Origin of the sequence: Rhodopseudomonas pseudopalustris (genome assembly GCF_900110435.1) — a bacterium.
Classification (GTDB): Bacteria; Pseudomonadota; Alphaproteobacteria; order Rhizobiales; family Xanthobacteraceae; genus Rhodopseudomonas; species Rhodopseudomonas pseudopalustris.
The window spans coordinates 105,813-119,357 of record NZ_FODT01000012.1 but is presented as its reverse complement, the minus strand read 5'-3'; the positions used below and the strand labels follow the sequence as shown (position 1 = coordinate 119,357).

Sequence of the window (13,545 nt, the reverse complement as noted above, 5' to 3'; positions counted from 1 at the left end):
TCATTGAATACAAACAGATCACACGCGGTTATTGCCCATTGGCGCCTCACTGCCCGGTTGGACTTCCGACGGCCCCTTCGGCGCGTTGCTAGCCCCCGCCGCGCCCTGCGCGCTCGGGTCGTTTACCGCGCCGGCTGCGCTGGGCTGCGCGTTCTGGTTGAGGGCCGCTATCGACGGCATACCTTCAACGAGCGCCTCGGTCAGATCCATGCGGTCATCGAGGCGGCGCAACGTTTCCTTCGCGAGCCAATACGGCTTGATCGAACCCATCTGGATCAGCAGCGGCAGTATCTCCCTCCAGTTCTTGATCTCGATTGCCTGGTTCGGCTTGCCCATCGAGCCGGCCTCGATCTCAAGATAGATTTCGCCGGCAATGTCAGCGAGCGACATCTGCGGCCAGACCGCACCCGGGCCGACGATCTGCTTTACCTGCTCTTCTGACATTTCGCGGAGCAGTATCTGCCCGGCCGCGCGGGCCAGGGTGGACATGAAGCCGTCAAGGTCGTCCACGCTGGAGCTGTCGGCCGTGCTGGTGCTGCCGGCGGCGATCGCCGCCTCGGTAGCGCTCGAACTCGACACGCCGCCAAGCTGGGCTTCCTGAGCGCCGACGACGAGCTGGGCGTCACCGAAGCTCTCCCCCGTGTCGTAGAGGTTCGGGTCGACGCCGGGCACTGGCATAGCCTGCAGCACCTTTGAGATATCGGTGCCGGGGTCCATGTTGAGCCCGATCGCGTCGTAAGGTTTCATTTTCGAAATCTTTTTGACGTCTTCTTCCTCGAACACGCCGTTCGGGAAAACCCAGCGTGGCCGCCGAGCTTCCCGGTGCTCGCGTTTGCCCTGCCGCGACCTGTTGTGCTCATTCTGCATGTCGCTCAGCAGGTGCACGTCCGACGGCGGGAAAAGTTCGTCCTCACTCTCGACCGCGTTGAAGGTCAAAGCAAACACCGGCCAGAAGTCTTCAACATACACGTCCGGCGCTGCCGGCTCGCGCAAGAACGCGTCGTGGCCGTCCGCCACGAAATAGACCAACCCGCTCGGCTTGTCGTAGTGCTTCCACACACGAACGAGGCCGTCGGACGGGCCAGGCGTCATGTCGCCGCCGTCCTCGTCGAACACCACGCCGACAGCCTCCCGGTAGGCCTTGCCGTCGGCCGTGTACGGGGCGAACTTCTTCAAATCGACGTCGAACAGCTCGCGGACCTCGTCGACGGTGTAGTCGTACTCGAGCGTGAGGTGGCGCGCGCCGATGAAGCCTGTCAGGGTTTTGCAGAGCTGGTCGGGGATCACCTTCGTCGAGCGCGGGTAGTCGAAGATCAGGCCCTCGCGCATGACGATCTCGGGCTCGCTCTGGAGCGCCGCGACTGACGCCTCCAGCTCGGCCATCTCCGCGTCTGCGCTCTCGATCTCGCCTTCAGCCGCGCGCTCGGCGAGCGTGCGCAGATGGCCGAGGCGCGCCCGCGCGTCAGCGAGCCTCTCGACGATACCCGGGCGCGGGCCGTATTCCCGCTGAAACCCCAGCTCGACGTAACCAACGCCCGTCGTGCATGTCCGCCGCACGAGCTGCTTGGCGCCGGTCTTGAAGTCGACCGGCTTCTGCTCCTTGAGCGCCTTCGCGTAGAGGATCTCCAGCGTCTTGCCGATTTTGTCGAGCTGTTTCCGCCGCTCCAACCCCTGTTGGAAGTCCTCCAGCAAGGCGCTCGCCGCCATCGCTTCCGGCGGCGGCTGGTAGGGCTCCAGCGGCGGACCGCCGTTGTGACCCATCATCACCGCCGCGCCGAGCGGGTCTTGCACCGCTGCGGCGACGAGTTGCTGTTGCGCCTGCGCGTGCATCTGCTCGGCGATCGCGCTCTGCTGCATGACTTGCACAGCCTGCGCGAGCGTGTCGGGCGTCTCATCCCACAGCGCAAACTCCAACCGCTCGGCGCGGCGCGCGGTCGCCTTCGGGTTCTTCGCGTAGAGCGTCGCCGTCTTCTGCTTAACGTGGCGCCCGGCGATGTTCGCTTTGTAATTATCCTCGCTCCAATTTTCGTCGCGGCCCCACATCGCGACGAACATAGCGTGCCTCATCCGCTTGAAAGCCGGAGCGTGCTTCAGCTTGTCGGATTTGATCTTCCTTATGATCTTGTTGACCAGCGCGCGTTCGCTCTCGGCTGGCGTCTTCTCTTCGCCGCGTGCATCCGCCTCCGGCTCGTTGTCGTCCGGCACGTTGTTCGTCAAGTTGATCGGCGCCACCGCGTCACCGTCGAGAAGAGACATCTAAAATCCTCCGGCCGCTTGCTCGGCCTCACGCTCTTTCGTCCACCTGTCATGCTTCTTCATCCACGCCATCGTGCCGTACGCTGGCTCGCCCGTCTTCGGCTTTGCAACGCTTGGTTTGGTCTGGCTCTGCATCCCGCGCCCGATCAGGCCCAGCACGTCAGCCCATTCGTCGTGCAGCCCGTTCGGGAACGCGAGCAACTCGTTGATCGCTCGCTCTACCCAAGGCTCACCCTTCGGCCAGAACACCTTGCCCATCGCGAAGCGCCCGGCGATCGCCTGCGCGCCGGCTACCTTGTCGCCGATCGTCGGCACCTCGCGGATGTTGATGTACGTCTCGCGCTCCATCATACGCTTGCGCAGGAACGGCCCGATCGACTTCGTGATATGATCCCGCCCGGCCCACCAGAGCAGGGGTTTGTGAGCCTGCGCCATGTCGAGCATCGCTTCGACGACAACGTTCGTCGGCTGCTTCCGCCAGTAGCAACTCCGCACGTAGATATTGCTTTGCGCGTCGATGCTGAACGCGGCAAGCAGCGTCGGATCGTTGCGTTGGTTCTGGCCGAGCGCGTGATCCGATGCGCAGTAGTTGCGCAGGTTTTCCGGCAAGTCTTCGGGGCGCCAATAACGGACATCGTCGCGCTTGAACAGATCGCCGTCCAGAACGCTCGGCCTCCCCTGGTAAAGCGCGGAAAACCCGAGCGGGTCCAACGCTTGCTGCTGGCGCAGGAAGTCGAGATTGAATTGATCCGGGCCGTCCGGCCACAACGCCTCGCCCGGCTCGCGGCCGAGCGGATCGCCCTCTTCGGCGATCGCCGGCATACTGATAATCTTGATGCCCTTCGCGATTTCGCGGTTGTAGTGCGGGTTCTCCGGGTCTGTGAGCCGGCCAATCGGGTCGTCCGAGTGCCAGCGAGTGAACGTCAGGATGACGAGCTTCCGGCCCTGCCGGCGCGTCAGCGCAACACGCGTCAACCAGTTCCACGCCTGATCGCGGATCGCCTGGCTGGAGGCCTCCTTGTCGTCCTTGATCAGGTCATCAACGATCAGGATATGCGCGCCGCGGCCGGTCAGCGCGCCGCCGCGGCCGACGAAGAACAACAGCCCGCCCTCGGTCGTCTGCAGCCGGTCCTTGGCCGCGCCGCCGCGCGTCAGCTTCACGTTCGGAAACACTTGCTTGTAGGCGGGGGAGTGCATCACAGCGCGGACATTCGCGCCGAAGTCGGCGGCGAACTCGTCACTGTATGTCGCAACGACAACGTTCTCGCGCGGGTGGCGGCCCGCGTACCACGCCGGCAGCTTTCGTGACACCTGCTCGCTCTTGCCGTGCCGCGGCGGCTCGACGAGGATCAGAAACGGGATGTTCCCTTTCTCGACCTCTTCGATGGCGCGCGCTGTGGCGTCGTGATGCCGGGCGTTCTTGTAGCTCGACCGGTCCGGGTCGTTCGGCGCTTCCGGATCGGGCGACGTGTACTTGATGAACGGCATAAAGCGGTCGCGCGCTTCGAGCGCCTTGGCCTGGCGCCGCAGCAACATGACCTGGCTACGAAGTAGCGTTTCCTCGCGATCCTCGGGCGTCTTGTGCGCCGGATCGACGAAATCGAACCGCTTTCCTGTCTTCGGGTCTATGGCGGTTTTCCGCGGCATTGGCAGTTACTTCGCCACGATCATGGTCTTGACGCGGTCCCACAACGTAAGCACGCCGACAGCGATGCCGAAGAGCATCGCGCTTATGAACCAGCCGACCTTGCCGAGCAGTCGCGACGCCGAGATAAACGAAATGCTGTATTTCAGCAGCTCTATGTCGTCCTTCGACGCGCGCTCCAGCCACTCCAACGTTTCGGGCTTGGCGTTGCGCAACAAGTCCTTCGCCTCCGGCCGAAGGTCAAACCAATCGTCGGCCGCCTCAAGGATGTTCGCCACGCGCTGGTCTGTCAGGCAAACGAGAAACGCCTTTTGTGCCTCTGTTAGTTCCGTCAGCTCGGCTGGCAGCGCACTCGACATTTATCTGACCTTTCGCGTCACTGCGGACGCTATCGCCGAAGCGACGCCGCCGATCGGTTGGCCGGTGATCGCGGTTTGCCGCTCGTTACTGCCGGTCCACACGTGGACGCCGAGCACCCCGAAACGCACGCCCCACCACACGGTCAAAACCGTCGCCGCAGCCAACAGATCGGCGACCTTGCCGGTCCAGATGCACCACATCATGAGCGCGGCCCACGCTGGGCACTCGACCGTCAGCTCGTAGGCCATGATCGTTCGCCAATGGCCCCACCACTTATTCGGTGAAGCCGCCATAACCCGGGCTTCGGCGCGGATCGTCTCGTTGACTTCGCCGATCTGCGTCTTCGCGACGTCGGCTTGCGCCTCGATCACGCGCGCCAGATAGTCCCACTTCGCCGCGGCGTCGCTGTTGGCTTGCGCGAAGGCCGATCTCGCCGCCTCCGGATCAGCCTCGATCGTCGAGCGAACCGTCGCCTCGGACACGTTCGGCGCGAGCCCGAGCGCGCGCTTGAGGATCTGGCCCGCCTCGCCGGCGAGGCCCGGGACGCCGAGCGCCGCGCCGAGCACCGGCGCGCCGAAGTCGATCGCAAGGCCGACAGCCCACCCCCAACTCCCAAGATTGACCGCCATGTCAGGCCACCACTTCCTGGGCGGGCTTCCGCTTCCGCGCCGTTTTCTTCGCCGCTGGCTTCCGCGCGCGCACCGCTGACTTACGAGCTTGCTTAGGCGCCAGCTCTGCCTCGGGCGCCGACGGCAAGCTGAACGCATCGTAACGCGCCTGCGCCTCCGATGCGGTCGACGCGAGCTGCGGCCGCGCGGCAGCTTTTCGCTTCCACAACCGCCAAACAGCCGCCGCGCACACGGCCGCCGCGACGGCCGCCGCGACGGCCGCCGCGACGATCAACCACGCTTCCCAGCCCCAGCCCTCGTGCGCGCCTTTCGTCACCGTGGCCGAGACGGCCGCCGTGGCCGTGGCCGTGGCCGTGGCCGCTGCAACGGTGGTCGTGGTCGCGCCGACGCCGAGTTTCGCGGGGTTGGCCGCGAAGACGCGGCGCTGCGCCTCGATCCAGTCCGCATCGGGTGCCGGATATGGCTTTCCAGCCTCATGCCACGCCTGAGCTTTCAGGAACGCAACCCCCGAAGGCCCGCTCCAAAACGCATCGTTCATAACCGTGTTTTCGGTCAGGCCGGGGACGCGAGCCTTGCAAAACGCGATGTAAGACGGCACCTCGTTGTGACCCGACCAGATCGCGATGGCGTCGGCGAAGCGCTTGTTGCGATAGTTCTTCGACGTCCGCCATAGATCAAGTTGCGCGCAGATACCTTGAACGTAGGTCGGAAACACGGCGATGTTGTTGCCCTGCCCTTTGCCGTCGTTCAGCGTGACGGCGCGCTTTTGTGCGCCCCACTTGATAGCAATGGGGCTTCCCCACATCGCTCCCGGGTTCTTGTAGCGGATCGACGCCGGCTCTAACTTTCTCATAGCTTCATCTCCGCATTCAGGAAGGTTGTCGGCTGCATGTTGTTGTGAGCCGCGCCACCACCGCTCTCCGACGTGGTGAACGAATAGGTGAAGTAATGCTGGTGATCGATATTAGCTGGCGTCGTGTCGTAGACTTGTAGTTCTTGCAGCCACCACGTATAGCCGCCGCCGTCTGCGGTTCCGCCTCTGAAAGGCCTGTTGTAAGCGTGGGAGTGCGAAGTATTTCGATCCATAGTATCGGTGTAGCCGGCGCCGCCGCCGGTGTGCGAATGCGACGGCGCTTCCTGAAGGGTCAACAGATGGTTCTCGGCCCCCACGACTGCCCCCATCGCGCGCGGCGTAAGCCCGGCTCCGGAGCCGGCGACGCCGATGGCGCGCCCGAGCGTCTTCGGGAGCACAAGCCTGCGATGAGCGGCGTAGTCCGCTTCCGCCGACACCCCGCGCGCGACTACGCTGCCGCTGCTATTCTGCAGTGTCAGGCCAATCGGGAGGGCGTACATCAAGGCGAACAACGCCCAGGTGTCACCGTTTGCGCGGGTCGTAGCGCCCGAGGCCCCGTCGCCGATCGAGCCGTCGTTGATCATGATCCAACCGGCCTCGGCCACGCTCTGGTACGTCAAGCGCACGCTGCCGGTGCGCCACGCCGCGCCGCCGACGGTCGTATCCACATAGCGCTTCGTCGCCGCGTGCAGCGCTACCGTCGGGTCCCCGGCGAGCGTCAAGGGGCCGGTCAACGCACCGCCGGAGCGCGGCACGCCGCCGATATTCGCGAGCGCCGCCGCCGGGTCGTCGACGTCGGACAGGTTTTGCGATCTCAGCATGTCGCCCGAACCGGTGCCGCTCGGGCCGGGCGGACCTGCGGGCAATTCGGCGATCAGCAACCACAAACCCGCCGCGAGATCCGACGCGAAAACCCCGGAGGTGTGCGCGGTGGTCGATCGATACAGCTTGCCCAGCAGAACAACGTTCGCCCCCGCCACGTAGGAGACACCCGCCTGCCACGCGTTCGCCGGCGCGAGCCCGGCAACCTGCAACCCCGGCGACAAGCTGTCGTAGGAGACAATGCCGTTGTTCAGCGCTCCGTCGGCTCGGATGGCTTTCTGCACGAAAGCCGCCACATTCTCGATGCTGGCCTGCAGCCCCGCCAGGTCGTCGTCAACCTGCGCGCCCGGAAACCCGCTGTTCCCTTGGGCTAGGCTGAAATCGGCGTAGCTGTAAGCTATGCTGTAGACTTCCGGGTATCCGACCAAGGCGAGACCATCGTTTTTGTCTGTTCCGTCGCAATACATAACAGAACGACAAGACAACGCAATCGACCCTCGATCGGCGCGGCCTGGCCCGGGCTAGTTCGGCCAGGTCAGGGCAAGGCCGCCGCCTGTGCCGGTAGTGCCCTGCTGCCTGGTCTTGACCGCAGCAATGTCAGACGTTGCGGCGATGCAGTTGCGTGATCCGCCGCACTTGAGCGTCACGTTATCAGCCACGAGGTAGTCCGAATTGAGCGTCGAGAGTTCCTCGTCGTGCGCGTAGATAACCGCATCGAGGCTGCTGACGTTAGCAATGAGGCCGTCGACAACAACGTTGACAGCCATATTGGCTGAACGGGCGCCGACATAAATCAATCTGGACGTCGAGACCGTGTCGTCGTAGCCGAGCTGGCTGTCTATCGTGATGTTTCGGAATATGAAGTTGCATTTTTGCTTTAGCGTGTTCCCGGGCGACAGGCGGATAAGCCCGTATGCCAAGTTTCCGTAGTGAACTATAAATTTGATGTTTTCGAGCGTGAATGTCCCGCCCAAGAACTCGGACCCGTAAACGGCGCTGCCGTTCGTGTCGCCCGGCATTTGCCTGATGATCGAATTTCTGGCGCTGACATTTTTCCCGGCAAGGACAAGGCCACCATCAAGTACGCAATTGTCGTAAAATATGCTCTCGACGCTGCCGTGCATATCGGCAGCACCGATGCCGTTGCTTGCATTGCTAAGCCTGGTGTTGACGATCCAAATGTAACGATTTGGACCGGCTCCAACCTCTTCGCGCTGCCCGAGAGCAATCGCGTGGCGCCCGGCGGCCGGCGATCCGCCGTCATACGTAAAGTTGGTGCAGCTATTGAGCGAGACGCCGTACATGCCGCCAGAAGTCGAGCTGTTCGAGCACGACACCCCGGAGAGCTTACCGTCAAAGCAACGGTCAATCTCGATCGCAGAGTAGTCTTTTGCCTTGAGTTCAACGTTTCGGATGTCGACGCCGCGAGCCCACAGCACGTAGACGATAGCTTCCACGGCCCCGCCCGTTATTGTAAGGTCGGACATGGAAAACGATATCGGATTGACCTTGTACATCGCCGTGTCTGACGGCGTGTAAAGGTCTGACGGGCGGCCGAATATCTTCACGTCTGTCGCGTTTGTAACGTTAGCGACTGTGAAGAACTCAGCCTGAGTGTAATTGCGCGCCTGTCCGGGGCGGTTAGAGTCGAAGAAGCTGTTCGCACCCGGCTTGAACGCAAGAAACAAGTCGTTCGGTGCAAGGCTGTGCGCGGACGAGAACGCCGCGTAGTCTCGTTCGGTGCGCATGTAAGAGCTAAGCGTCGGCAAAGCGCTGATTGACCCGTTGAACTGAAAACGAGCTGCGGCGTTGCTGAAATTGAGGACAGTGATCCCCTTCCCGTCTCCCGTGATTACTATCGAAGTGGTGCGCGGATCGGGGGACGTATCAATGCGGTACAACCCCGCGGGGAAGCGCAGCCATTTGACATCGGCCGTGCCGAAAATCCGGCTGATCAACCCGCCAGCGTCAACAACGCCGGTGGGATCAACGCCCCACCACGTCGCGATTGCGGGGCCGCTGAACACGCGCACCCACGCGCCGCTCGCGCCCGTAGGATCGAATGACGGTGCGACATAGAGCCCTTGAGATAGGTCGGAGGCAACCTTCGACGCCAGATTTTGCCCGACCCACTTGAAGCGACCTTCGCGCCCGGCTTCCATCAATTCAGCCGACCGATATGTCATAACGCTGGCAGGCAGGCCCGCCAATTCCGTTCGACCATTGACGATCGCCCCGACGCCGAGGTTATTCCGAGCGATTGTGTAGTTGGCAAGATCCGATAAATTCGCGGCCGAAAACATGTCACCGCTGCCAGGATCGCCAGCTAGGCTGATAGTCCAAGCCGCAAATGTGCCGCTACCGGCAAAACGCGTGACGTTAATCGTCATCGACGGGCCGATATACTCGGTGCAAATACCCTCCATGTAGTTAGCAGCACCGGCGGCCGGCGTGAGGCGCACGCGCGAACCATACACGTACGCGAGACCGGCCTGCGTCGTCACGGTCTTTACGCCGGGTTCGATCGTAAGGCTGGTGCTTGATGTTGCTGCGTAAGAGGCGCCGACCGGGCCGATCGCCCCGGTGTCCCCCTTCGGCCCGGTCGCGCCGACGTCACCCTTCGGTCCGACCGGGCCGAGCGGCAGCGCGAACACGAACTGCCAAAGCCCAGCCGCTAGATCAGCGGCGAAATTCGCTGACGCCGTATGCAGCGCGCGAGAGCGATAGAGCCCGTCGTTCACGACGGCAGGCTGGCCGGCAGCGAAGTTCACCCCGGGTGCCCAACCGTCGGCCGGTATCAGCCCTGCCGTCTGCAGCGAGGGCGCCAGGCTGTCATAGGTGACGACGCCGTTGTTCAGCGCGCCGTCCGACCGTATGACGCCCTGCATGAAGGCGGCCACGTTCGCGATGGTTTGGCTCAAGCCCGCCAGGTCCGCGTCAATACGCGTTCCGGGGAACCCGCTGTCGCCCTGCGCGGCCGAAAAATCGGTGTAGCTATAGCTCGGACTGTAAAGTCGTGGATACGGCACGCCCTGCCCTCATGTCCATCGTGTCACGAGACATATCAGACCATTGATTACAAGAAAAGGCCGCCGCGGAGGTGTCCGTGGCGGCCAAGTCAGTGCGTGGGAGACAACATGGCGAGTGACCGGCGGGTTCGCAACCTGAGAAGCCGGCCACGCGGTCAACGTATCGCCGTGTCTGTCACCCGTCAACGGCCTGAATTACGCCACCACCGGCATTTTGGGCGGCGGGTTCTGGATCAACCAAATCCGGCCGTGGTGCAGCATCATGAGGAACTGCGCCTCGGCGAGATCGTCATCGCCTTCGGGCAACATGATCGAGTAAGGCACCGTGCCGTCCTTGGCCCGGATGCAGAACATCCGCGGCGCACTGCTGTCGAACGGGATCACGCTCACCGACGGGACCTGTTCGACCAGCTTCCTCGCTGTCTTCCAATCCATTCACCGCCTCCGTGCAATTTTGCGGCGCGAGGACGGCTTGAACTTCCCGCACCAACTGTCGTCGAGGCCAACAATCGGGAAATGTGACGCGCCGGTTGCGGGGAAGACAGTCGGCGGGTTGAAGCAGCACAACGCGACGGCCACTTCCTCCCCCTGTGCGTTCTTCCCGGTGCCTGGGAGCGCCCTAGCATACACGCATCGGGCGCATGACGGCTTTGCTTCGGCCATGTCGTCAGTGCTTTCGCGACATGGCGGCCACGATCGCCTTGAAGACGTGGTCCTTCGCTTTCTGCCCGGGCGGCAATCGAGCGTACGGCACGAAACACGGATGCGTCTTCGCCTTGGCGTCCTTGGCCGGTCCGTAGCGCCAGCCGGTCGCGCGCTTCTCTTCGAGCCAACTGTCATGGTTGGCGCTCGGCGGCGCGCTGGGGTTGGCGATACAGAATTGAACACCCGCGATCGCGCTCACACGTTGCCATGCCGGGGCGTCGGCCCATGCAGGTTGGGTGTGATCGCCGAACGCCTCGCAAAGCGCCCGGTTCGCCTCGTGGCAAACCTCTGCGATCCTGCGCGGATCGGTCGTTGCGCTCCGCGGCTCGCAGCCGCCGGCGGGCAACCCCTCGTGCTCACTCATTGCGTTGTCCTCTCGCGTTGATGTCCTGCATGTATCTCATGAGTGACATACACCGTCAAGGTGAACGCCAAGCCCGGCGGCGTCTCGTCGCCTCGGCGTCTTGGCCGTCTCGGCCGTTTTCAAATTCGGATTTCGAGCGCAGCCCGAATTCGGATTTTGGGGCGCGATTTTGTGTGAGCACCCGACGCCGTCTGCGTTTTGGCGGGCAAACCGTCCCCCAGGGGCCAGCCCGGCCGCAGGCCGGTGCCGAGCCGCGTCGCCGACGCACCCCGCGTCCGATCGGGGTGTAACGATATCAGCGATGTTCACGCAACGCCCAATTTACTTAGGTTTCTGCGCGGATCGCCACCAGCTTTGCGCGCGGCCCTGCGCGCAGTCAGTCGAACACGTCGCCCGCTTCAACCTCGATCGCTGCGGGCTCGTGCTCGATCACGCGCGCCGCCGCCATGCGCTCGGACAGCAGCCGTTCCGCTTCTGCCAGCAGGCCGCGGATCTTCTCTGCCGGCATTTCAGCGAGGTCCGCCTCACTAAGCGCGTTAGCGCCCGCGATACCTGATAGCTGCACCAGGCTTTTCGCCGCCATGCCGCGCGTCGAACCCTTCTGTTTCTTGTCCTGGGCAAGCTCGATCAGCACGTCAACGCCGATCTGCGCGCCTTCGGTGCGCAAGCGGTGTTGCGCCTGCCGCCTGATTTCCTCCTGCACTTCCGGCCGCTGCAGCGTTTGCGACGAACGCACCGCAGGTTGCGCGTAGCCGGCCTTTGTCGCCGCATACAGCTTATCGCCTGTCCGCGCCATTTGCTTCGCAAACTCCCGCTCCATCGGCGTTAACCGCCCGTTCTTCAACGCCATTTCTCACAACTCCAATCCCCCGAATTACCCCATAGGCTTGTAAGCCGTTGAATTACTCCAGAAATCACCGTTTACACCCTACGCCTTTGATCTGCAAATTTTGTATCTCACACCACTTGACCACGGCATACAAATGACATACGTAAGGCATACGGCAATCACGCCGCTGAACACGAGGTTTCCCCAATGGCTCACAATATCGACATGACCAACGGCCGCGCCAATATCGCCTATCTCGGATCGCGCATGGATGTGTGGCACCGGCTCGGGCAGGAAATGCGCCCCGGTATGTCGACCGCCGACTGGTCGCGCGGCACCGCTGTATCAAATGGCGCAAGACAGTGAGGTGCAAATGCCCAACGGTTGGACGCTGCTAATCGGCTTCGCCGGCTCATTCGTCATCTTTGCTTTCATCATCTGACACGTAAACCATAGAGGTAACCTACGATGCTACGTTTCAACGCTAACTTGTTCCGCATAGCCATGCTCGCCGCTTCGAACGAGGAAACGAGATACTACCTCAATGGCGTTTTCGTCGAACCTCAGAGCGGCGGCGGTGTGCGAATGACCGCCACCGATGGCCGTAAGCTGATCTGCATTTTCGACGAAAGCGGCGAAGCCAACGAAAGCGCAATCATCAATCTGCGCGACGCATTGAAGCTCTGCAGGCCGAAAGGTAAGGAGCGCCGCGACGTTATAATCGACACCGGTTCCAATGACGCGCGGGTTTGTCTAGCTTTCGAATACAGCGACAAGAGCGGCAAGACGGAACGCGGGTTCGGACCGATGGGTGCCGCCTATAACGTTCGCATAGACGGGTCTTTTCCGGACTACCGTCGCGCTGTGCCGAAGGCGTTCAAGAACGTCGTGTCACCGGCTTTCGCCTCTCAGCACCTGGGGTTGATTTGCGCGATCGGTGCCGAAATCGCCGCGCACTTCCACGACTTCAGGCCTCGCGCATCAACAAGCGATGTCAACCGACTGGATCAGATCCTAATCACCGCGCAGGACGATGAGAGCCCTGGAGGTGGACCCGCGCTAATCACTTGGCCGCGGTCGCCTGCCGTGTTCATGTTGCTTATGCCGACACGGGCCTCTGAAATCCACGGCTCGTTGCCCGGCTGGTTCAACGCGCCGACGCCCGCGACGACGGCAACCGCGCAGGCCGCGGAATGACCGCGCCAACCTTGCCCGCAACTGGATGGATGGGCGATCCGAGAAGAGGCGCGGCGATGGGCCGCGCCGACCGCGGCGAAGCGACAACCGAAACCGTCAAGTTTTTCCTGTCCCGCGTCCGCCTGTTGCTGCCGTGATCGCCTGGGCAATCTTTTTCGCCGCGCTGCTGCTCGGCTTAACCGCGCCAGCCAGGATCTTCGGTTGGAGCTGTGAAACACTGCTGCGGAGGCTGATCAGAGACAACAAGCCGCCCGCCCCGCCGCCGAGAAAAGCGACACCGCGCTAAAACGTATGCTATCGAAGCCCCTCACGAGCCCCGTGAGGGGCTTTTTCGCGCCTGGGGGCAACCGATGCACGTCCTGACCCGATTTATCGCACTGGCGGCCACCGCGGGCGCGCTGGCGGGGTGCCAGACCGCCGAGCAATCCGAGCAATCGGCCGCTCCGAAGCTGCAGCGCCTGGTCGGACGGACCATCGCGCAGTTTTCCCGCGACGCCGGCTTGCTGCCGTCGGACGCGCTGCCCGTGCGCGGCGGCAAGGTGTTCATCGTGGTCAACGGCGCTTGTTGGCTTTGGCTCGACGCGGTGCCGGACGGCGCGGGGTCGACCGCGGACGATTGGCGCATCACGGCCGTGCGCTGGTCGGGGCCGTGCTGACGCGTCGGCCGCCCCCGGTTGGCGCCGACCGCCCGCCGCGCTCGACCCGTGCGGCCCTGCGCCGGCCGGGTGGCCTGGCGTCGGCCGCTGCCTTTGGCGTTTCAAAAGGCGTGGCAAACTTTTCATAAACCGCCCTTCGAATTTGTATGTCATCGCGCCCCTAGACCCCCGGGGGTGATGCTGCCCAACAGGGCATCACC

13 protein-coding genes are annotated in these 13,545 nt (G+C 63.2%); 3 read left to right on the top strand and 10 right to left on the bottom strand.

Going from position 1 to position 13,545, the window contains the following annotated elements; genetic code table 11:
* Window positions 1-18: 18 nt before the first annotated feature.
* From BMY71_RS20360 to BMY71_RS20315, 10 genes are all read right to left on the bottom strand, one after another.
* Window positions 19-2,256 carry a hypothetical protein gene (locus tag BMY71_RS20360; protein ID WP_092685947.1) on the bottom strand — a complete coding sequence of 746 codons (2,238 nt, stop codon included), beginning with the start codon at window positions 2,254-2,256 and terminating at the stop codon, window positions 19-21.
* Window positions 2,257-3,903 (bottom strand): terminase large subunit domain-containing protein, encoded by a 1,647-nt coding sequence (locus BMY71_RS20355; RefSeq protein ID WP_092685946.1) that lies wholly within the window; start codon window positions 3,901-3,903, stop codon window positions 2,257-2,259. It abuts the gene before it with no gap.
* A 6-nt stretch (window positions 3,904-3,909) separates the two neighbouring features.
* A complete protein-coding gene (locus BMY71_RS20350) occupies window positions 3,910-4,260 on the bottom strand; it encodes a hypothetical protein (RefSeq protein ID WP_092685945.1) in 351 nt (116 codons plus the stop codon).
* Entirely contained in the window at window positions 4,261-4,890 is a 630-nt protein-coding gene (locus BMY71_RS20345) for a hypothetical protein (protein WP_139202699.1), read from the bottom strand.
* A 1-nt stretch (window position 4,891) separates the two neighbouring features.
* A complete protein-coding gene (locus BMY71_RS20340; protein ID WP_139202698.1) occupies window positions 4,892-5,743 on the bottom strand; it encodes a hypothetical protein in 852 nt (283 codons plus the stop codon).
* On the bottom strand, window positions 5,740-6,993 hold the full coding sequence (locus BMY71_RS20335; protein ID WP_139202697.1) for a carbohydrate-binding protein: 1,254 nt from the start codon (window positions 6,991-6,993) through the stop codon (window positions 5,740-5,742). The genes BMY71_RS20340 and BMY71_RS20335 overlap by 4 nt, the downstream gene beginning before the upstream one ends.
* Before the next feature lie 93 nt (window positions 6,994-7,086).
* Window positions 7,087-9,594, bottom strand: coding sequence for a phage tailspike polysaccharide lyase family protein (locus tag BMY71_RS20330; RefSeq protein WP_139202696.1), 2,508 nt, complete (start codon window positions 9,592-9,594; stop codon window positions 7,087-7,089).
* A 195-nt stretch (window positions 9,595-9,789) separates the two neighbouring features.
* The gene (locus tag BMY71_RS20325) at window positions 9,790-10,029 is read right to left on the bottom strand and encodes a hypothetical protein (RefSeq protein ID WP_092685940.1); all 240 of its coding nucleotides are present in this window, start codon (window positions 10,027-10,029) and stop codon (window positions 9,790-9,792) included.
* Window positions 10,030-10,261: 232 nt separating this feature from the next.
* Window positions 10,262-10,645, bottom strand: coding sequence for a RyR domain-containing protein (locus tag BMY71_RS20320; RefSeq protein WP_210185069.1), 384 nt, complete (start codon window positions 10,643-10,645; stop codon window positions 10,262-10,264).
* Window positions 10,646-11,039: 394 nt separating this feature from the next.
* The gene (locus tag BMY71_RS20315; RefSeq protein WP_092685938.1) at window positions 11,040-11,513 is read right to left on the bottom strand and encodes a terminase small subunit; all 474 of its coding nucleotides are present in this window, start codon (window positions 11,511-11,513) and stop codon (window positions 11,040-11,042) included.
* A 186-nt stretch (window positions 11,514-11,699) separates the two neighbouring features.
* On the opposite strand from BMY71_RS20315, the gene BMY71_RS25035 reads away from it, so the two are divergent.
* The 3 genes from BMY71_RS25035 (at window position 11,700) to BMY71_RS20305 (ending at window position 13,345) form a co-directional block, all read left to right on the top strand.
* Entirely contained in the window at window positions 11,700-11,858 is a 159-nt protein-coding gene (locus BMY71_RS25035) for a hypothetical protein (protein ID WP_175557742.1), read from the top strand.
* Between the two features lie 102 nt (window positions 11,859-11,960).
* Complete coding sequence (locus tag BMY71_RS20310) at window positions 11,961-12,689, top strand: hypothetical protein (protein ID WP_092685937.1); 729 nt, start codon at window positions 11,961-11,963, stop codon at window positions 12,687-12,689.
* Between the two features lie 350 nt (window positions 12,690-13,039).
* Complete coding sequence (locus BMY71_RS20305) at window positions 13,040-13,345, top strand: hypothetical protein (RefSeq protein WP_092685936.1); 306 nt, start codon at window positions 13,040-13,042, stop codon at window positions 13,343-13,345.
* Window positions 13,346-13,545 lie beyond the last annotated feature (200 nt).

What these genes read in the sequence shown, in the direction of transcription:
- BMY71_RS20340 (WP_139202698.1), bottom strand. Translation starts at nt 5,743, where the DNA reads ATGAGAAAGTTAGAGCCGGCGTCGATCCGCTACAAGAACCCGGGAGCG.
- BMY71_RS20360 (WP_092685947.1), bottom strand. Translation starts at nt 2,256, where the DNA reads ATGTCTCTTCTCGACGGTGACGCGGTGGCGCCGATCAACTTGACGAAC.
- BMY71_RS20325 (WP_092685940.1), bottom strand. Translation starts at nt 10,029, where the DNA reads ATGGATTGGAAGACAGCGAGGAAGCTGGTCGAACAGGTCCCGTCGGTG.
- BMY71_RS25035 (WP_175557742.1), top strand. Translation starts at nt 11,700, where the DNA reads ATGGCTCACAATATCGACATGACCAACGGCCGCGCCAATATCGCCTAT.
- BMY71_RS20345 (WP_139202699.1), bottom strand. Translation starts at nt 4,890, where the DNA reads ATGGCGGTCAATCTTGGGAGTTGGGGGTGGGCTGTCGGCCTTGCGATC.
- BMY71_RS20355 (WP_092685946.1), bottom strand. Translation starts at nt 3,903, where the DNA reads ATGCCGCGGAAAACCGCCATAGACCCGAAGACAGGAAAGCGGTTCGAT.
- BMY71_RS20315 (WP_092685938.1), bottom strand. Translation starts at nt 11,513, where the DNA reads ATGGCGTTGAAGAACGGGCGGTTAACGCCGATGGAGCGGGAGTTTGCG.
- BMY71_RS20305 (WP_092685936.1), top strand. Translation starts at nt 13,040, where the DNA reads ATGCACGTCCTGACCCGATTTATCGCACTGGCGGCCACCGCGGGCGCG.
- BMY71_RS20310 (WP_092685937.1), top strand. Translation starts at nt 11,961, where the DNA reads ATGCTACGTTTCAACGCTAACTTGTTCCGCATAGCCATGCTCGCCGCT.
- BMY71_RS20350 (WP_092685945.1), bottom strand. Translation starts at nt 4,260, where the DNA reads ATGTCGAGTGCGCTGCCAGCCGAGCTGACGGAACTAACAGAGGCACAA.